The 18,443-nt window shown below is 67.2% G+C and carries 17 protein-coding genes; 7 read left to right on the top strand and 10 right to left on the bottom strand.

Annotated elements, in window-relative coordinates:
- Nucleotides 1–45: 45 nt before the first annotated feature.
- On the top strand, nt 46–1,086 hold the full coding sequence (locus QMC84_RS18045) for a type IV toxin-antitoxin system AbiEi family antitoxin domain-containing protein (RefSeq protein WP_300377108.1): 1,041 nt from the start codon (nt 46–48) through the stop codon (nt 1,084–1,086).
- Between the two features lie 105 nt (nt 1,087–1,191).
- On the opposite strand, the gene QMC84_RS18040 is transcribed toward QMC84_RS18045, so the two are convergent.
- Nucleotides 1,192–1,644, bottom strand: coding sequence for a gamma-glutamylcyclotransferase (locus QMC84_RS18040; protein WP_300377106.1), 453 nt, complete (start codon nt 1,642–1,644; stop codon nt 1,192–1,194).
- A gap of 60 nt (nt 1,645–1,704) precedes the next feature.
- On the opposite strand from QMC84_RS18040, the gene lpdA reads away from it, so the two are divergent.
- The 4 genes from lpdA to QMC84_RS18020 all read left to right on the top strand — a co-directional run bounded on the left by lpdA (nt 1,705) and on the right by QMC84_RS18020 (nt 7,076).
- Nucleotides 1,705–3,099 (top strand): dihydrolipoyl dehydrogenase, encoded by a 1,395-nt coding sequence (gene lpdA / locus QMC84_RS18035; RefSeq protein WP_300377104.1) that lies wholly within the window; start codon nt 1,705–1,707, stop codon nt 3,097–3,099.
- Nucleotides 3,100–3,206: 107 nt separating this feature from the next.
- Nucleotides 3,207–4,601: an NAD(P)H-quinone dehydrogenase gene (locus tag QMC84_RS18030; protein WP_300377101.1), complete on the top strand. Its 1,395-nt coding sequence runs from the start codon at nt 3,207–3,209 to the stop codon at nt 4,599–4,601.
- Between the two features lie 23 nt (nt 4,602–4,624).
- Nucleotides 4,625–5,785, top strand: a complete 1,161-nt coding sequence (locus QMC84_RS18025; RefSeq protein WP_300377099.1) for a SpoIID/LytB domain-containing protein — start codon at nt 4,625–4,627, stop codon at nt 5,783–5,785.
- Between the two features lie 88 nt (nt 5,786–5,873).
- Nucleotides 5,874–7,076 carry a SpoIID/LytB domain-containing protein gene (locus tag QMC84_RS18020; protein WP_300377097.1) on the top strand — a complete coding sequence of 401 codons (1,203 nt, stop codon included), beginning with the start codon at nt 5,874–5,876 and terminating at the stop codon, nt 7,074–7,076.
- A gap of 855 nt (nt 7,077–7,931) precedes the next feature.
- Here QMC84_RS18020 and sucB read toward each other — a convergent pair.
- The gene (sucB, locus tag QMC84_RS18015; RefSeq protein WP_300377288.1) at nt 7,932–9,272 is read right to left on the bottom strand and encodes a 2-oxoglutarate dehydrogenase, E2 component, dihydrolipoamide succinyltransferase; all 1,341 of its coding nucleotides are present in this window, start codon (nt 9,270–9,272) and stop codon (nt 7,932–7,934) included.
- A gap of 46 nt (nt 9,273–9,318) precedes the next feature.
- On the bottom strand, nt 9,319–9,633 hold the full coding sequence (locus QMC84_RS18010; RefSeq protein WP_300377096.1) for an L-rhamnose mutarotase: 315 nt from the start codon (nt 9,631–9,633) through the stop codon (nt 9,319–9,321).
- A 122-nt stretch (nt 9,634–9,755) separates the two neighbouring features.
- On the opposite strand from QMC84_RS18010, the gene QMC84_RS18005 reads away from it, so the two are divergent.
- Nucleotides 9,756–10,634 (top strand): sugar phosphate isomerase/epimerase, encoded by an 879-nt coding sequence (locus tag QMC84_RS18005; protein WP_300377094.1) that lies wholly within the window; start codon nt 9,756–9,758, stop codon nt 10,632–10,634.
- Nucleotides 10,631–11,005 carry a muconolactone Delta-isomerase family protein gene (locus tag QMC84_RS18000; RefSeq protein WP_300377092.1) on the top strand — a complete coding sequence of 125 codons (375 nt, stop codon included), beginning with the start codon at nt 10,631–10,633 and terminating at the stop codon, nt 11,003–11,005. Before QMC84_RS18005 ends, QMC84_RS18000 begins: the two co-directional genes overlap by 4 nt.
- On the opposite strand, the gene QMC84_RS17995 is transcribed toward QMC84_RS18000, so the two are convergent.
- The 7 genes from QMC84_RS17995 to QMC84_RS17965 form a co-directional block, all read right to left on the bottom strand.
- Nucleotides 10,958–12,079: a mandelate racemase/muconate lactonizing enzyme family protein gene (locus QMC84_RS17995; RefSeq protein ID WP_300377090.1), complete on the bottom strand. Its 1,122-nt coding sequence runs from the start codon at nt 12,077–12,079 to the stop codon at nt 10,958–10,960. The genes QMC84_RS18000 and QMC84_RS17995 overlap by 48 nt on opposite strands.
- Entirely contained in the window at nt 12,076–13,146 is a 1,071-nt protein-coding gene (locus QMC84_RS17990; RefSeq protein ID WP_300377088.1) for a Gfo/Idh/MocA family oxidoreductase, read from the bottom strand. The genes QMC84_RS17995 and QMC84_RS17990 overlap by 4 nt, the downstream gene beginning before the upstream one ends.
- A gap of 56 nt (nt 13,147–13,202) precedes the next feature.
- On the bottom strand, nt 13,203–14,228 hold the full coding sequence (locus QMC84_RS17985; RefSeq protein WP_300377086.1) for a transketolase C-terminal domain-containing protein: 1,026 nt from the start codon (nt 14,226–14,228) through the stop codon (nt 13,203–13,205).
- Nucleotides 14,225–15,199: a thiamine pyrophosphate-dependent dehydrogenase E1 component subunit alpha gene (locus QMC84_RS17980; RefSeq protein ID WP_300377084.1), complete on the bottom strand. Its 975-nt coding sequence runs from the start codon at nt 15,197–15,199 to the stop codon at nt 14,225–14,227. Before QMC84_RS17980 ends, QMC84_RS17985 begins: the two co-directional genes overlap by 4 nt.
- A gap of 13 nt (nt 15,200–15,212) precedes the next feature.
- A complete protein-coding gene (locus QMC84_RS17975; RefSeq protein WP_300377082.1) occupies nt 15,213–16,223 on the bottom strand; it encodes a LacI family DNA-binding transcriptional regulator in 1,011 nt (336 codons plus the stop codon).
- A 247-nt stretch (nt 16,224–16,470) separates the two neighbouring features.
- A complete protein-coding gene (locus tag QMC84_RS17970) occupies nt 16,471–17,235 on the bottom strand; it encodes an SDR family oxidoreductase (RefSeq protein WP_300377080.1) in 765 nt (254 codons plus the stop codon).
- Nucleotides 17,232–18,428 (bottom strand): mandelate racemase/muconate lactonizing enzyme family protein, encoded by a 1,197-nt coding sequence (locus tag QMC84_RS17965; protein WP_300377078.1) that lies wholly within the window; start codon nt 18,426–18,428, stop codon nt 17,232–17,234. Before QMC84_RS17965 ends, QMC84_RS17970 begins: the two co-directional genes overlap by 4 nt.
- Nucleotides 18,429–18,443 lie beyond the last annotated feature (15 nt).

The raw sequence follows: 18,443 nt of genomic DNA, 5'->3' as shown, positions 1-18,443 counted from the left end.
CGGCCGGGGAAACCGCCACCTGTGGGCCGAAACTTCCGCCGACAAGTGGCGGGATTGGCCACGAGGTCACGGCCGGGCCGGTTCTCCACAGGGCGCGGATCAGGCGGTGTCGGCCTTGTCAGTCCCGGGCAAGTGGCCATCATGATGATCCCGTTGACCGATCCCCGCCGCGGACGAGTCATGCTGCGCAAGCAGTTGCTCGCCGCAGGCTACGACGACAAGGCCATCGCACGACGCGTCAAAGGCGGCGAGTGGGTCAAGATCCGACACGGCGCCTACACCGAGGCCGCGACCTGGAACGCCCTGGATGAAGCGGGCCGCCACGCCCTGGCGGCGCGGGCGGTTGTCGCGCAATCGCGCACCAAGGTCGTCGTCTCGCACGTGTCGGGGCTGCCCTTCCTCGGGGCCCCGACCTGGGGGATCGACCTCGACCTCGTGCACGTCACCAGGGAGGACGGCAAGGCCGGTCGCTCGGAGGGGGGAGTCCGCCAGCACCGAGGCGGGATCATCGCCGGCGACGTGGTCGAGTGCGATGGGCTCAGGGTCATGGACGCGACTCGTCTGGCATTGGAGACGACGTTGGTCGCGAACGTCGAGGCAGGTGTGTGCGTGGTCAGCCATCTCCTGCACGCGAGCATGACGACGATGGAGCAGCTGCGAGCGAGGTACGAGCTGATGCAGCACTGGCCGGACAGTCTCGGCACGGATCTGGTGCTCCGGCTGTCCGACCACCGGTTCGAGTCCGTGGGCGAGTGCCGCACCTACTACCTGTGCTTCCACGAGGGTCTGCCGATGCCACAGCCCCAGTACGAGATCCGCGACGAGACCGGTCGGGTCGTTGCCCGGGTGGACTTCGCGTGGCCCGAGCTCGGGGTCTTCTTGGAGTTTGACGGGAAGGTCAAGTACGAGAAGCTCCTGAAGGACGGACAGCGCGCCTCGGACGTCGTCTGGGCGGAGAAGCGCCGCGAAGAGATGATCTGCCGATTGACCGGGTGGCGGTGCATCCGCATCTCATGGGCGGACCTGGCGGACCCAGCGCGAACTGCGGCGAAGATCCGTCAGGCACTGGCCGGCCGCGCCGCCTGAGTCGGACTTGTCGGCCGATACCTCCACTTCGAGCCGGAAGCTTCCCGCGACAAGTGGTGGTTTCCCCGGCCGGCCGGGGAAACCGTCGCAGGCAGCGCCCGGACGCTACAACCCGGTCGAGCGGCAGGGGCGGTTGCGGAGGGCGGCGACGTAGTCGGCGGGGGCGTCGGCGGCCTCGGCGGCGTCGGCGAGGATGCCGAGGTACGACGCGGAGGGCAGCCCGCCCTCGTAGGCGTCCAGCACGTAGGTCCACGCGACGAGCTCGCCGGTCATGGTGGCGACCCGGACCCGGGTCTTGCGGTAGAGGCCCAGGTCGGCGGCCTCCCAGCCGTCCAGGGCGGCCTCGTCCTCGCGGGTGGCGTCGTACACGGCGACGAAGACCTGGTCGATCGGATCCTCGACGATCGTCGACAGCGCGCCGTCCCAGCCGTGCTCCTCGCCGCCGAAGGTGAGCCGCCACCCCTGGAGCCATCCGGTGGTGGACAGCGGGGAGTGCGGGCAGCGCTCGCCCATCCGGACGGGATCCAGGTTGGTCCCGTAGGCGGCGTAGAGCGTCACGCGTGCAGAGTAGTGGAGCACCATGGAGCCGGTCCCGGCCACGTCAGTAGGCTGGCGACCGTGACCCACTTCAACGTCCTCGTCCTCGGCGCCGGCCCCGGTGGGTACGTCGCCGCCATCCGCGCCGCCCAGCTGGGCCAGTCCGTCGCCGTCATCGAGGAGAAGTACTGGGGCGGGGTGTGCCTCAACGTCGGGTGCATCCCCTCGAAGGCGCTGCTGCGCAACGCCGAGATCGCCCACATCATCACGAGGGAGAAGGACACCTTCGGGATCAGTGGCGAGGCGTCGATGGACTTCGGCGTCACCCACAAGCGCAGCCGCGGCGTCGCCGAGGCCAGCGCCAAGGGCGTGCACTACCTGATGAAGAAGAACAAGATCACCGAGCTCGACGGCTGGGGCACGATCAAGGGCCCGCGCGAGGTCGAGGTCGACAAGGACGGCCAGAAGCAGACCCACACCTGCGACAACCTGATCATCGCCACCGGTGCGCGGGTCCGGATGCTGCCGGGCATGAGCGTGAGCCAGAACGTCGTCACCTACGAGGAGCAGATCCTCACCGACCAGCTCCCGGGGTCGATCATCATCGGCGGCTCCGGCGCGATCGGCGTCGAGTTCGCCTACGTGCTGACCAACTTCGGCGTCGACGTGACGATCGTGGAGTTCCTCGACCGGATGGTCCCGACCGAGGACGCGGACGTCTCCAAGGAGCTGCTCAAGCAGTACAAGAAGCTCGGCGTGAAGGTGCTGCTCTCGACGAAGGTCGACCAGGTCGAGGACACCGGCTCCGGCGTCCGGGTCACGGTCAGCCCGGCCGGTGGCGGCGATGCGCAGGTCCTCGAGGCCGACAAGATGCTCGCCGCGTTCGGATTCGCGCCGCGGATCGAGGGCTACGGCCTCGAGAACGCCGGGGTCCGGGTCACCGACCGGGGCGCGATCGAGGTGGACGCGCGCGGCCGTACCAACGTCGACGGCGTCTACGCGATCGGCGACGTCACCGGCAAGCTGATGCTCGCCCACACCGCCGAGGCGATGGGCGTGGTGGCCGCGGAGACGATCGCCGGCGCCGAGACCCAGGAGATCAACTTCGACATGATCCCCCGCGCGACGTTCTGCCAGCCGCAGATCGCGTCGTTCGGCTACTCCGAGGCGCAGGCCAGGGAGCGGGGGTACGACGTCAAGGTCGCGACGTTCCCGTTCAGCGCCAACGGCAAGGCCCGCGGGATGGCCGAGGGCGTCGGCTTCGTGAAGATCGTCGCGGACGCGGCGTACAACGAGATCGTCGGCGCGCACCTGATCGGCCCGGAGGTCACCGAGCTGCTGCCCGCGCTGACGCTGGCCCAGCAGTGGGACCTGACCGCCGACGAGGTCGCCCGCAACATCTTCGCCCACCCCACGCTCTCGGAGGCGATGAAGGAGGCTATCGAGGGCATCGCCGGCCACATGATCAACTTGTGATGTGACGAGCAGCCGGACGCGAGGCACGAGCGCACGGCGTGGGCTCGGCCAGGTCGAGCAGTGGGCGGTCCGACGTGTCGAGACCCCGTGAGACGAAAGGATCGACTGTGAGCCAGCGCGTCGTGATCATCGGCGGCGGCCCCGGCGGCTACGAGGCCGCCCACGTCGCGGCCCAGCTCGGTGCCCAGGTCACCATCGTCGACACCGACGGGGTCGGCGGCTCGGCCGTGCTCACCGACTGCGTGCCGAGCAAGACCCTGATCGCGACCGCGGAGGTGATGAGCGACCTCGCCGACGCCGCCGAGCTCGGCGTGAACTTCCTCGACGCCGAGGGGGACGCGGCGACCTCGATCCGGGTCGACCTCGCCACGGTCAACGCGCGGGTCAAGCGGCTGGCCGCCGCCCAGTCCGCCGACATCGGGCGGCGGCTGGACCGAGACGGCGTCACCGTCCTCCGCGGTCGCGGCAGCCTGGTCGGTCCCGACCGGGTGCTGGCCCGGCTCGCCGACGGCACCGAGCAGGTCCTCGAGGCCGACGCGGTGCTGCTGGCCACGGGAGCGGCGCCGCGCACGCTGCCGACCGCGCAGCCCGACGGCGAGCGGATCCTCACCTGGGAGCAGGTCTACGACCTCACCGAGGTCCCCACCGAGCTGATCGTGATCGGCTCCGGCGTCACCGGCGCCGAGTTCGCCAGCGCCTACCTCAACCTCGGGATCCCCGTCACGCTCGTCTCCTCCCGCGAGCACGTGCTCCCCGGTGAGGACGCCGAGGCCGCGAAGGTCCTCGAGGACGTCCTCACGCGGCGCGGCATGAACGTCCTGGCCCGCTCGCGCATGGAGTCGGTGTCGCGTGACGGCGACCGGGTCACGGTCACCCTGACCGACGGTCGCACCGTCGAGGGCTCGCACTGCATCCTCGCGCTCGGGTCGGTGCCGAACACGGCGGGCCTGGGCTTGGAGGAGGCCGGGGTGGTCCTCAACGACGGCGGCTTCGTCAAGGTGGACCGGGTCTCCCGTACGTCGGCCCGCGGCATCTACTCGGCCGGGGACTGCACCGGCGTGCTGATGCTGGCCAGCGTCGCCGCCATGCAGGGCCGGATCGCGATGTGGCACTTCCTCGGTGACGCCGTGCAGCCCCTCGACCTCAAGACCGTGTCGTCCAACGTCTTCACGGCTCCCGAGATCGCGACCGTGGGCTGGTCGCAGCGCGCCGTGGAGGCGGGCGAGATCCTGGCCGAGGTGGTGATGCTGCCGATGTCGGGCAACCCCCGGGCGAAGATGCAGGGCGTCCGCGACGGCTTCGTCAAGCTGCTGTGCCGGCCCGGCACCCGCACCATCGTCGGGGGCGTGGTCGTCGGCCCGCGGGCCAGCGAGCTGATCCACCCGGTCGCGATCGCGGTGGCCGAGTCGTTGACCGCCGACCAGCTTGCCCAGGCCTTTACGGTGTACCCATCGATGAGCGGCTCGATCGCCGAGGCCGCTCGCCGCCTGCACCGCGCCTAGGCCGACAACTCTCGGGGGGACTCATGATCCGACGGCTCGCCGTCCTGCTGACCGCCGCCGCCCTCGCCGCGCCGGTCGCGCCGGCGTACGCCGAGCGGTCCGAGCGGGTGCCGGTCCAGCGGGAGCCGGCCAGCGTCACCATCTCCACGTGGGGCAACGGCCACGGCAAGGGCCTCTCGCAGTACGGCGCCCGCAACCGCGCGAACGCGCACCAGACCTACGGCCAGATCCTCGACCACTACTACCCCGGGACGTCCCCGGGCAGCGCCGGAGGCACCATCCGGGTGCTGCTGACCGAGGCGCCGACCCGCTCCCTGGTCGTGCTCGCGGGGTCCGGCCTCAAGGCCCGCAGCCTGGCGACCGGCCGGACCTGGACGCTGCCGACCAAGCGGGACGGCAGGGTCGTCAAGCGGTGGCGGATCAAGCCCGCCGGCGACCGCACCGAGATCGCCTACCGCGCCGGCACCTGGCAGGAGTGGCGCCGGCCGCGCGGCGACGCCGCCTTCCTCGGCAGCCGGCCGACCGCCCTGGTGGGCGCGTCGACGTACCGCGGCCAGCTCCGGCTGACCCCCTCGGGCGTCGTGAACGTGGTCGGCGTCGAGGCCTACCTGCGCGGGGTCGTCCCCAGGGAGGTCCCGGCCCTGTGGCCGGCGGCGGCCGTGCAGGCCCAGGCGGTGGCGGCGCGCACGTACGCCGTCTTCGAGCGCGGCAACGTCGCCGCAGGCCGCGACTACGACCTCTGCGACACCGCCGCCTGCCAGGTGTACGCCGGCGCCGCCGCGGAGCACCCCGGCTCCGACGCCGCGGTCGCGGTCACCGCGGGGGAGGTCCGCACCTACGCCGGCGAGCCGATCTTCGCGCAGTTCTCCGCCAGCAACGGCGGCTACAGCGTCGACGGCGGCTACCCCTACCTGGTGGCCGCACCCGACGACCAGGACCAGGGCATCCCCGACGACCCGCACGCGCGCACGTTCACCGGCCCGGAGATCACCCGACACTGGACCGGGCTCGGCGACCTGGTGTCCGTCGAGGTGGTCGAGCGCGACGGCCGCGGCACCCCGGAGGTGCCCGGCGGCCGCGCGACGCTGCTGCGGGTCACCGGCACCGACGGCTCGGTGGACGTCACCGGGTCGACGTTCCGCTCCTACCTCGGCCTGCGCACCACGCTGCTCGAAATTACATAACTGTAGTTCTCTGGTTCACATTGCGAACCGGTGTGGCCCGTGATGCGATTTGGGTTCCCACCCGTCACAGTCGTCCCAGAGGTCACCGATGCGCGCCGTCTCGAGCCTGCTCGCGCTGGCGCTGACGACCCCGATGCTGGCGGCGGGCGCCCTGACGGTGGCCGGCCCCGCCGGGGCCGCCGAGGCCGACGTCTGGAGCGTGCCCCCGACCGCGCGCGTGACGATCAGGGGCCACGGCTACGGGCACGGGCACGGGATGTCGCAGTACGGCGCCGAGGGAGCCGCCCGCCAGGGCCTGACGTACCGGCAGATCGCGAAGTTCTACTACCCGGGCACCGCGTGGGGGACCAGCAAGGGCCGGGTCACGGTGCTGCTGACCGCCGACACGACCGACGACCTGATCGTGGCCGCCCGGCCCGGGCTCACCGTGCGCGACACCGCCGGCAAGGGCCGCACCGTGCTGCCCGACAACGGCGCGCGGCGCTGGCGGGTGGCGGTCGGCAAGGACGGGGTCAACCGCATCGCCTACCGGGACCGGCGCTGGCACCGGTGGCGGGCTCTCGAGGGCCAGGGCGAGTTCTACGCCGGCGGCGACCCGGTCACGCTGGTCACCCCGAGTGGCGAGCGCTCCTACCGCGGCCGGCTCCGCGTCGGGGTGAGCGCCACCGGGGACCGGGTCACGGTCAACGACGTCGGCCTGGAGAGCTACCTCAAGGGCGTGGTGCCGCTGGAGATCCCGGCGTCGTGGAGCGCCGAGGCGGTCCGCGCCCAGGCGGTGGCGGCCCGCACCTACGCGTCGTACGAGCGTCGGCACCCGCAGTCCCGTGCCTACCAGCTCTGCGACACCTGGTCCTGCCAGGTCTACGGCGGCGTCGACGCGGAGTACCCCGCGTCCAACCGCGCCGTCGACGCCACCGCCGGGGCGATCCTCACCAGCGACGGCGCGCCGGCGTTCACCCAGTTCGGGTCGAGCAGCGGCGGCTGGACCTCGGCCGGCTCGGTGCCCTACCTGCCGGCCAAGCGGGACCCGTACGACGGCTGGTCGGGCAACCCGGTGCACACCTGGACCACGACCGTCGACGACACCCGCCTCGAGCAGGCCTGGCCCGCGATCGGGAACCTGAGGCGGATCGCGGTCACCGCGCGGGACGGCAACGGCGACTGGGGCGGCCGGGTCCGCACGATCGCGCTGCGCGGCAGCAGGGGCCGGGTCGTCGTCTCCGGAGACACCTTCCGCGCGGTGCTCGGCCTGCGCTCGACGTGGGTGACCTTCAGGGTCGCCGCCGTCTGAGTCGGCCGCTCTCCGGCCAGAACTGGCTGCAGGTCGCGCGCGATCAGCCGCGGGTTCACCGCGGTCAATACCGACGGACACACCCTGCTTGACCAGATCCAAGGAAATGCTCGACTGATACCGGCTGCCGGAGCCGTGGTGCCCTGTGTCTCCGTGACCTTCTCTACCGATGCGCAGGCCTATGCGGCGGCCGCGACCGGCGCATCTCGCCGGGTCGGTGGGTATCGGGTCGAAATCAGGCATCGAGGATGAGCGCATGGCTCGATCTCGACCTCGATCTGGACCTCGATCTGGACCTCGATCTCGACCGGGACTCGGGCCGCCTTGCGCACGAGGCCGGGTTGCAGCTGTAAGGGGCTGAACTGGTCGCAGGGTCCATTCGTTCCTTCGCGTTCTTCAATGGAAGGCCCTGCGTGGTGCCCGGCGACAGACGCGGTCGGCGCCGCCACCGTCATTACGCAGGGCCCTCCGGATCGGCTACGACACGACGCGAATGGGGGGACCTCGACCTGGCCACCAGTGGGGCCTCTTCATGGCCACCGACAAGTTGTACCCCTGACGGTGCAGGCGGCGACGTGTACCTGACTCCTGCTGGCCCGCCCGAACGGGTCACAGTTCGGCGACTTCGACACTCGCGGGTCTCTTGCCGTTGAGCTACGGATGGCGCCGAGGTGCAGGCCCCACCTGGCGCGACCGGGGAACGCGGGTCTGTTTCAGCTGCGATATGCGCGGGCAGATTTGACAGAGTGCCGCAAGTCCGGACCGGTTGGCGAACATCCTCCATTTGGTCGCTCGCCGCCGAACCTTCTCACGGTCGTCGAGTTGAGCGCTATAGTGCGAGTCGGGGGCACGCGATCAGCTGGGATGGTGCGCGAGCTCCTGTCCGATCGACCCCGACTCGAGTCGCGTCTTCACTTCTGTCAGGAATCGGGCGGCGTCGGCGCCATCGATCAGCCGATGATCGTAGGTAAGACTCAGATACATCATTGATCGGATCGCGATGAGGTCCGACCCGAACGCATCGTTCACCACGACGGGCCGCTTCGCAATCATCCCCGTCCCGAGGATCGCTACCTGGGGCTGGTTGATGATCGGGGTGTCGAAAAGCGCACCACGACTGCCAGTGTTCGTCAGTGTGAAGGTGCCCCCTACCAACTCGTCTGGACTAGACGAGTTGTTCCGCGCACGATCTGCGGCGTCCGCGATGGCACGCGAGAGGCCGCTGAGACTCAAGGCACCGGCATCTTGGATGACTGGCGCGACCAGGCCCCATTCTGTATCAACCGCGACAGCCAGATGTTGCTGCGGGTGGTAGTGCACCGATCCATCCTGCATATCGAGAGACGCGTTGAACGCCGGGAACTGGCGAAGCGCGTCGACCGCGGCCATCGCGAAGAAGGGCAAGAATGTCAGCGCTACCCCTTCCCTGATCGCGAACTGCTCCCTGACTTGGCTTCTAAGCCGAACGACCTCTGAGACGTCGACCTCGAGCACGCTGGTGAGTTGAGCGGAGCTTGCATGTGACTCGACCATGCGGCGGGCGATCAACTTGCGGAGTCTGCTGAGCGGCTGCGGCTCGGCGCGGCTACTTGCACCGCCGCACGCGTCGGCTGCCACCCTCGTCGGCAACTGTGCCGAGTCAACCGTTACGACCTTCCCTGCTCGCGCAGACTCGGCTGCCGAGAGAACGTCTGCTTTTGTTACCCGGTGCTCCCGTCCGGTGCCCTTCATTGCGGTCGGATCCTGTTGGTGCTCTGCCGAGAGCCGTTTCACGAGTGGCGAGAGAAAACCGGCCAGCGTCGCACTTGAAGTGACGCTCCTCGCATGAAGATCGCGCCTGTCGGCGTTGGGAATCTGTGCGAGCGCCTTCTGGCCGGCGGCCGTTCGGGCTGTGGCAGGACGTGCTATCTCATCGTCAGCCGGGTTCGGGGTCCCAGGGGGCTCTTCGGCACCAGTCGTGTCGACAATGGCCAGCGGTTCGCCTACCTGAATGGTCGCCCCGACCTCGGCCGCGATAGCGATTAGTACGCCGGATTCGGTGGAGGAGATTTCGGTGTCCACCTTGTCGGTCGATACCTCCACGAGCACGTCACCGATTGCGACATGAGCTCCGACATCCTTGATCCAGCGGGTGATCGTCGCTTCCGTGACGCTTTCGCCCAGTTGCGGAAGTTCAATGGTTCGTGATTCAGCCATGACCTTCACCGATCCCCGTCTTCGTTCAAGGGGATGCGCCGACCGATCATGCGAGATGCCACACTTCCGTCGCCCAGAGCAACTGGCCATTGTTGTCGGTGAACGTCTCGAGCACGTCCGCGAACCACGCCGACCATCGCCTGTTGACATCGGTCACCCCCATCGTCGAGAAGGCTGTCTCGGTGTCGGGGTGACACTCTGCGTAGGCGACCACCGTTCGGTCCCTCCGGAAGAGTGAGTAGTTCGTGATGCCCGAACGACGGAGTTCGGTGACCATCTCGTCCCAGATCTCACGATGACGTCGTTCGTACTCGGCCTCCCGTCCGGGGAGGATCGTCATGAGGAAACAGGCTCGTTCCATCGAAGTGTCCTTGACTGGTATCGTTGCCGGTATCGGTTCCAGACACGCTAGCAGCATGCACGGTGCACATGGTCTGAGATGGGCCAACCCTCATAGGACAACAGGACAGAAGCAGGAATGAGATGAGCGCTTGGAAGTTGAGCTGCGCGGACTACACCTTTCCGGCGGTGGACCATCGCCAGGCGTTGAGGATCATCGCCGACCTCGGCTTCGACGGTGTCGACCTCGGGTTCTTTGCGGGCAGAAGTCACGTCAGGCCAGAGAACTGTCTGACCGACCCTGCGGCAGCCGGGGAGCGCGCGGCGTCTGCTGTGCGTGAGGCAGGTCTTGTCGTCGCGGACGTGTTCGCCCAGATCTCCGACGACTTTCACGTCGGCTCCGTCAATGATCCGGCGGATCTGACCCGTGCAGCGGCCCTGGACGCCTTGATGCGGTGTCTTGACTTCGCTGCCTCGACCGATGCGCAGGGGATGACAGTTCTACCCGGCGTCCACCACGAGGGGGAGGAGTGGGAGGCCTCCTTCTCCCGTTCCGTCGACGCGCTGGAAGTCCTTGTCGCAGCCGCGGAGAACCGTGGACTTCGCCTGTCCGTCGAGCCGCATGTGGAGAGTCTGGTCGCCACTCCTGTGCGGGCGAGTGCGTTGATTGCCGCCGTACCGGGGCTGACTCTGACACTCGATCCGGCCCACTTCGTCTTCTCAGGACATACGGCAGCCGAGGTGGACGGCCTCCTTGACTCGGTGCGGCACGTCCAGCTACGGGGTGGAGCGCCCGGCGTACTGCAGGCATCGTCGAGCGCCAATGTGATCGACTTCGGTGGTTTGGTAGCGAAGCTGGAGCAGATCGGGTATGACGGCTGGCTGGCCACCGAGTACGTGTGGAGCCCATGGCACGACTGCGATCGCGTGGACAATCTGACCGAGACGGTGCTGTTGCGTCAGTCGCTACTGGCCGATTCAAGAGGGTCGGGGGCGAACTCTGCACTCGGCGCCCGGCAGTGAGCGAGTTTCTGGTTCGCATTGAGTTTGTGGTCCCAGATCTGTCCGACGTCGATGTCGCCGACCTCACGGCGGCGGAGCAGGCCCGATCCGTCCAATTGCAGTTGGAGGGCACGCTCGTGAGGATCTGGCGGGATCCAACTCGCCAGGGCTCATGGGGATGGTGGAAGGCTGAATCGGCAGCGAGTCTGGAGGATGTTCTTGCTTCACTCCCGTTCTGGCCATGGATGGACGCGACTATCTACCCGCTTGAACGCCACCGTTTCGCTCTGCCGAGCGCTGGTGACTGCACCTGTTGCGATCTCGGCGCGTTGGCTGCATTCGGCTCAGATGCGGAGTCGGTCCAGGGCGGCGAGGTCGATCTCGATGCCTAGCCCCGGTCCGGTCAGTCCCCGGAAGACCCCGCCAGCGTGACCCACCGGTGTCGTGACCAGCTCGACCTGGGGTGAACTCGGAAGCGGCTTGAACTCCAGTTGCCGACACCACGGCGTGACGATCGAGAGTGCGAGGCTGGCCGCGGTGACAATCGCTCCTGACCATGCATGAGCATTGATCTCGCGTCCCTGCGCGCCCGCATCCTCGGACGCTTGAAGGAACCCCGTGATTCCTTCACACCGGCCGGGGTCGACGCCGACCACGTCAACGGTGTTCGTGCGGAGGATGCGTGCGATGCCGGCGGGCGTCCACTCCCGCTCGCCGTATGCGATGCGGATGGAGGTGGCGGCCTTCAGCTGTGAGTAGCCGGCTGGATCGTTCGCGCCCAATGGTTCCTCGATCCAGTCGACGTCGAGTTCCTCAAAGGCGTGGGCACGACCGATCGCGTCGTCGAGGGTCCATGTCGTGGTCGCGGCAAGGTCGATCATGATGCGCGGTGATGGCCCAAGCTCTCGACGGAGGGATGCGACAAACCTGGTGTCGCGGTCCAGGTCCAGACCGAGGGCCGCGTCGCCACGCTTGCCGAAGGCGACCTTGATTCCATCGGCAAGATTGCCGTGAACCCAGCCGGCCATCTCCGCGGCCATCGCGTCGAGGTCCGCGCGAAACGCGTGGCAGCTCACGAGGGCCGGAAGAGCGTCGTGAGTGGGGCCGCCGAGCATGTCGACCAAGGATGCGCCAGTCAGCTTGCCCGCAAGGTCCCATAGGGCGATGTCGATGGCAGCGAGGGCGAAGGTCGCGATGCCGCCCTCGCCGTACCACCAGCAGTGGCGCTTGATCTCTGCCCAGGTCGCGGTGTGATCGGAGACATTCGTTCCAACCACGAGTGGTGCCAGTCCAGTCACGATCGCGGCTGTTGCGGCGGTGGCCTCGGGCCACATCGTCACCGCCTCGCCCCACCCGACGGTGCCGTCGTCGGCTACAAGCCTGACCAGCAAGATGTGTCGCGTGCTGTTGGCGTCGTTGGGCTCGTTGTAGCCGATCGGGATGGCTTCAACCTCTGTGATCGTCACGGGGCCGCCACGCAGTCTTCAGGTGCTCGGGACTGCTCACTGCGGTATGCGAGATCGAGCGCTTCGACGGTCCGCGCCCCAAGCGCGCCCGATGCCGGGTTGGATTTCGTGAGTCCGAGAGCCAGGTCGACGAGTCGCTGGCTGGGCAACGAACCGTTGTAGTGACCTGCGCCAGGTTGTAGGGGAAGTTCGACCTGGCCCTGACGATGGTTGAACACACAGACGCGATCCTGGAACAGGTCGACGATGTATTGACCGCGTTCGGCGACCACCTCAACCGCGAGGTGATGCCGGTTGTTGTCGAATCCCATGAATGACGAGGCTCCGGAGACGCTTGCGATCCCACCGCCACGCAGTCGCATCGCGAAGGCGTCGTGAAGCTCGACCCGGGCGTTGGCCGGACGGTGGGTGAGAGCTAACGCCGACGTGACGCTCTCCCCCGTCAGGTGAAGGGCGAGCGCGAGGGCATGAGACAGCTGAGCCTGTCCGTATCCGCCGCCAGAAAGGGCAGGATTGGTCCACGTCTCCGGATCGGGCACGGTCTCGGCGCTCGCGTCGGCGTATGCACTGGCACCGGTGAGCAATCCTCGCGTTGCTGAGGACATGGTGACGCTGACATGTTCGACCTCGCCGAGGTCCGCCTCCCGGATTGCCAGGTGGGCTTGTTCCACGAGCGGGGTGAAGTTCCAGCCGAAGGCGACCAGGAGGTGCCGGTCCAGGCGCTGAGCTGTGTTCACCAGGTCCCACGCCTCGACCGGCGCGATCGTGAACGGCTTCTCGCACAGGACGTGTGCGCCACTCTCAAGAGCGGCCTTGGCGTGCTCGTAGTGGAACTTGGTCGGGCTGGCGACCACCGCGAGATCCAGGCCCGACTCGACCAGCTCGCGGTAGTCCTCGGTGGCGACCCTGAAACCAAACCTCTGCGCTACTCGCTCGAGCTCGACGGCGCCTCGTCGATTCACGCCCCACAGCTCGACCTCACTCCTCGAGGCCAGACTCGGGATGTGTGCCGACACCGCCCAGGAACCAGCGCCGATGATGCCTACACGTAATGGTTGACTCGACAAGACCTCTCCTAACCGAGAGTTCGACTGCGTGAACCGTGGATCGTGAACGGGTCGACTCAGTAGGCGACCAACTGCCGGACCGCTGTTGCAATCCGGGCAGCGTCCGGGATCGAGGCCAGCTCCATCGAGGCCGCGAAGGGTACCGAGATGTTGTCGCTCGCCAGCAGCGTCGGTGGCGCGTCGAGCAACTCAAAGTGCTGGGAAGCGACGCGACTGACGAGGGTGGCGCCCCATCCACCGTCCGGAGGGCCCTCCTGCACGACGAGGAGGCGTGAGGTCTTCGAGAGCGATGTGATCACCGTGTCCATGTCGAAGGGCACCAACGTTCTCGGGTCGATGACCTCGATGTCGATGCCCTCTTCGGTGAGGAGTTGAGCAGCCTCGACTGCGCGGTGTCGCATCTGCTGGTTGGCTACGACTGTCACGGCCGAACCGACCGTGACGACTGATGCCTGGCCCAGTACGATCAGCGCCTCATCCGACGGCTCAGCTGGCACGCGACCCTTCAGCGCGAAGAGGTTCTTGTGCGTGAAGAACAACACAGGGTTGTCATCACGGATCGATGACCTCAGGAGCCCGTAATGGTCTTCAACCGTCCCGGGTGTCACGATCTTGAGACCGGGGATGTTGAGGAACCAGTTCTCGCCCATCTGCGAATGCTGCGGTCCGAATCCGGCTCCGGAGCCGTTTGCCATGCAGATCGTGAGCGGAACAGATGTCTGTCCACCCGACGTGAAGCGGTACTTCGCAGCAGAGTTCACGATCTGGTCGAAGCAGACGCCGGCGAAGTCGGCAAACATGATCTCGGCAACGGGACGAAGTCCCTGGATGGCGGCGCCCACCGCCATCCCCACGATGGCCTGCTCAGCGATGGGTGTGTCTCGAACGCGCTTACCGAATCGCGCCTGAAGTCCCTCGGTCATCTTGAAGGCTCCGCCAGCTGCGCCAACGTCCTCACCCAGGAACACCACGGTCGGATCGGTCGCGAGTTCGTCGGCGATTGCTCGACCAACAACCTTTCGATAGTTGATCGAGACGGTCGCATCCGCAGCCGGAGCAGTTGGTTCCATTGTTGTGCTCATGCGTTCACCCACATGTCGTCGAACCTTGAAGTCGGATCTGGCTCTGGCCACGAGAGCGCTCGGTCTGCGGCCGACCTGACGTTCTCCGCGGCTGCTCGGGCAACGTCCGCCAACCTCGTCTCGCTGACGCCGCCCTCGGCGAGCCGCTGTTCCAGAAGCAGAATCGGATCGCGAGCAAGCCATGCGTCAAGCTCACCCTCGGGGCGGTACGTCGCCGGGTCTGCCCGGGAGTGCCCTGACTGGCGATAGGTCATCGCCTCGATCAGTGTCGGGCCCTCACCCCCGCGCGCTCGCTCGACGGCAGTCATTGCGACTTCCCGGATGGCCATCAGGTCGTTGCCGTCCACGCGGACACCAGGCATCGCGTAGCCGGGGGCGCGGTCGATGAGAACAGTGTTGGCGGTCGTCACGGCGATGGGGGAGTACTCGCCGTACAGGTTGTTCTCGATGATGAAGACGACCGGGAGGCTCCAGACCGAGGCCATGTTGAGTGTCTCGTGAAAGGTGCCGATGTTGGCGGCGCCATCACCGAAGAAGCTAACGCTGACTGCTCGCGTGCCTAGCAGTTGCGCTGCCCAGGCTGCACCGGCGCTGATTGGGAGGTGGGCACCGACGATTGCGAAGGATCCGAGTGCTCCGACGCTGAAGTCGGTCAGATGCATCGACCCACCCTTGCCTCCGCACAGTCCTTCGGCCTTGCCAAGGATCTCGCCGAAGCTCTTGTCCAACGGTGCGCCTTGAGCAAGCACGGTCGCGTGTCCCCGGTAGGTGCACGTCGTCGTGTCACCATGCTGCAAGGCGGCTGTCACGCCGACCGAGACAGCCTCCTGCCCTTGCCCGAGATGCGTGCTTCCTCGAACCAGCCCGGACGAAAACCACTCTTTGACGGTGTCTTCGAACAGACGGATCTCTCGCATCCGCTGCAACAGGTCCAGCAACAGCTCCGTGTCGCGGTCAGGTTCGTCAGTCATGGCTGTGCCCTTCTCATTGATGTGTCGGTGCCACGGCGTCGGGCGAAGGCGAGCAGCTGCCGGCGCGTTCGTACGTCGCCGGCAGCGTGATCACCTGGGCCGGTTGGCCAGCGAGCTGCGCGAGTAGCAACTCGGCCGCGGCTCGTCCCATGGCGACGGGATCTCGATAGATCGTGGAGAGCGAAGGCGAGAGGAACTCGGCAAGCGGGATCCTGTCGCACGTCACCAGAGACAGGTCGCGAGGAATGGCAAGGGCCCGCCCGCGGATCTCTCGCAGGACCCCGATCAGGATCTGGTTTCCACCGGCGATGATCGCCGTAGGTGGCAACTTGCCTTCCAGGAGCTCGCGGGTCGCTGCTGCGCCGTGTCCTTCGGTAAAGGCTCCAGAGCGCACCTGGCAGCTCACGTCCGGATAGCGTGCGACGGCCTCCTCGATCGCCGCGACCCGCTCCCGTGTCGGCCGCACGTGTGGCGAACCGCCGACCAACGCGATCCGGCGATGCCCAAGCCCCACGAGCTCCTCTACCGCGCTCGTGATGCCGCCCCGGTGATCGGACGTCACGGCCCACGGTGGGGACTGTGCGTCGAGCTCCCGATCGATCAGGACATAGGGCGTGTTGCCCGCTTCAAGCGCTTCGATCGTGGGCCGGTGCGTCTCGTCGGCAACGGACAGCAGGAGACCGTCGACCTGTCTCCGGATCAGCAGCCTGATGTGTTCGGCGTCCAGCTGTGGATTGTTGACGGAGTTCATCAACAGCATCGTGTAGCCCTGAGCCTCGAGTGCGAGCTCGGCGCCGAGCGCGATCTCAGCCTGGAGATGGTTGGAGATGTCACCGACGACAAATCCGACCGTCTTCGTCGCGCCCTGGCGGAGCATCTGTCCAACGGCATTCGGTTCGTACCCGAACTCCTCAACAGCTGTCATCACCCGAGCTCGCATCGACTCGCTGACGTCGGGATGGTTGTTGAGCACGCGAGACACGGACGACATTGCGACGCCCGCGCGGTCTGCAACCTGCCGCATGAGCGCCCGGTTAGGGCGTCCGGACGACGACCGGTCCTGGACTTGTCGTGGGAGGTCATCGGGCACGCGAGTCACCCCCTGACAGGATCGGGTGCGGGCGGGGGGCTGGCGCATCGGTCGGAGAACACAGGTGCGTGGTTGGACCCGAGTGGATCGACGGGAAGCACATGGCACTCCTTTCAGCGCTGGGAAACGGTTCCAGTGGCACATCGTCAGGGTACTCAGCACCAGCCTGAGTTTCGGAGCCTCAGTAGGGCAGCCAGCCGCCGCTGACGTTGATCGTTGCTGCGGTGATGAACGAGGCTTGCGGCGAGGCGAGGAAGAGGACGGGCCCGGCGATCTCCTCGGGTGAGCCCAGGCGGCCGAGCGGGGTGTGTGCCACGATGTCTTGAAGCGCGTCCTCCGACAGGTCCTTCAACAGCATGGGACTACGCACCGCGCCGGGGGCGACCGTGTTGACGGTGATTCCAGCAGGCCCGTAGGTACGCGCCAAGCCCCGGCACAATGAGACGACGCCGCCCTTCGACGCGGCGTAGACCGCCGATCCGCCAACACCCCCGGTCCACCACCCCTGCGACGTGGCAGCGATCAGTCGGCCACCCTGCCCTTGATCGGCCATGAGTTCGGCAGCAGCGCGCAGAACGAAGAAGGTGGACCTGAGATTCACCTCTTGCTGGACGTCCCAGTCCTCCGCGGTGATCTCGGCAAGATCGTCACGACGGAGGAGAAGGCCGCTCATGTGTGCGACGACGTCGAGTCCATCCAGCGCGGTGAAAGCGGCCCCGGGGAGCCCGGCGGAGTCGTCGACGGAGCGGAGATCCACAGGCAGTTCGGCAAGAGCGCGCACCTCTCGAGCGACCGAGCGCAATCTTTCGCCATCCAGGTCGCTGACCGCTACCCGCGCCCCCGCTTCCGCGAATGCCAACGCGACCGATCGTCCGATTGCGCCCGCTGCCCCAGTCACGAGGACCCGGGTACCTGGCGCCGGCGAGAGGTGTGCCGGCGCCGTCATCGGTCCAGCCGATGAGCATTGATGTACTCCCAGTCGAGCTCCCAGCCCAGACCCGGATTCGGCTGCATCGGGAGGCGCCCATCGACAAGGGCGGGGCGGTTAGCGATCAGCCTCCACCAGAACGGGTCCCGGTCGGGATGGAAACACTCCGCATATGTCCCGTGCGGGATGCTCGCAAGGAGGTGAGTGCTGACCTGGGGTTCTTCGTGATGCCCCATGCGAACATCGTAGGAGCCTGCGATGGCTGCCGTCCTCCTCCACGCCGTAGGTCCACCGGACCATGACGCATCGAAGTTGCACACGTCGATCGCCCCGGCCTCCATCAGATCCCGGCAACCGCTCGGGGAGAGCTCCGACTGGCCGGCACAAACGGGCAGGCCGCCGCGATACCGAACGTCCCGCATCGACCTGACGTCGTTGTGCCATAGGACGGGCTCCTCGAACCACTCGATTCCGAGGTCCGCAATTCGATGGGCCAGGTCGACGGCATCCTCGACCGAGTAGCCCTGGTTGGCGTCGATACACAGAACGAACTCGTCACCTGCAGCATCTCGCGCCTGCCGGATCCGAGCTGCGTCGATCTCAGGTGTCCTGCCACCCACCTTGAACTTCATCCCCGCGAGACCGAGCTCGTCGCGGTAGTAGGCGACCTCCTCGGCGATCGGTCCCAGCGGTTCACCGTAGTAGCCGCCGATGGCGGTCATGGGAACGCTGTCGCGAGCACCTCCCCAGAGCAACCAGAGAGGCTGGGCGAGTGCCTTCCCAACGGCATCCCATATCGCTGTGTCGACGGCGGCAAGCGCAACCAGTCCGATCCGCCGGTCGCGGAGAATGTCGAATGTGGCCGGATAGGCGACCTGCCAGCAGCGCTCGGTTGCCAGCGCGTTCAGGCCGATCAGGCGTGGCGCGATCTCCTGGTGGACAACGGCATTGATCTCGGCCGCAGCGGCATCCTCGTCGCCGACGTACGCCTCGCCCACGATCCCTTCAGTGGTGATGACCTGGATGATCAGCGTCGCGCGGTGGGTCATTCGGTAGTAGCTGCCCTTGAACTCCCGCGCGAGGGGCACACGCACTGGGATGGTGCGGATTTCACGAATGGGGAGCTGGCGACCCTCAAGCGTTGTGACCGCGTCGACCACAGATGACGCGTGGCTGTCGATGTTGGCTCCCGAAGCCGGGTGGGTGGTCATGGCGTTCCCTTGGGT

This window comes from Nocardioides sp. (genome assembly GCF_030019515.1).
Taxonomy (GTDB): domain Bacteria; phylum Actinomycetota; class Actinomycetes; order Propionibacteriales; family Nocardioidaceae; genus Nocardioides.
The sequence above is the reverse complement of the archived record's forward strand: the minus strand, read 5'-3'. Positions and strand labels throughout refer to the sequence as shown.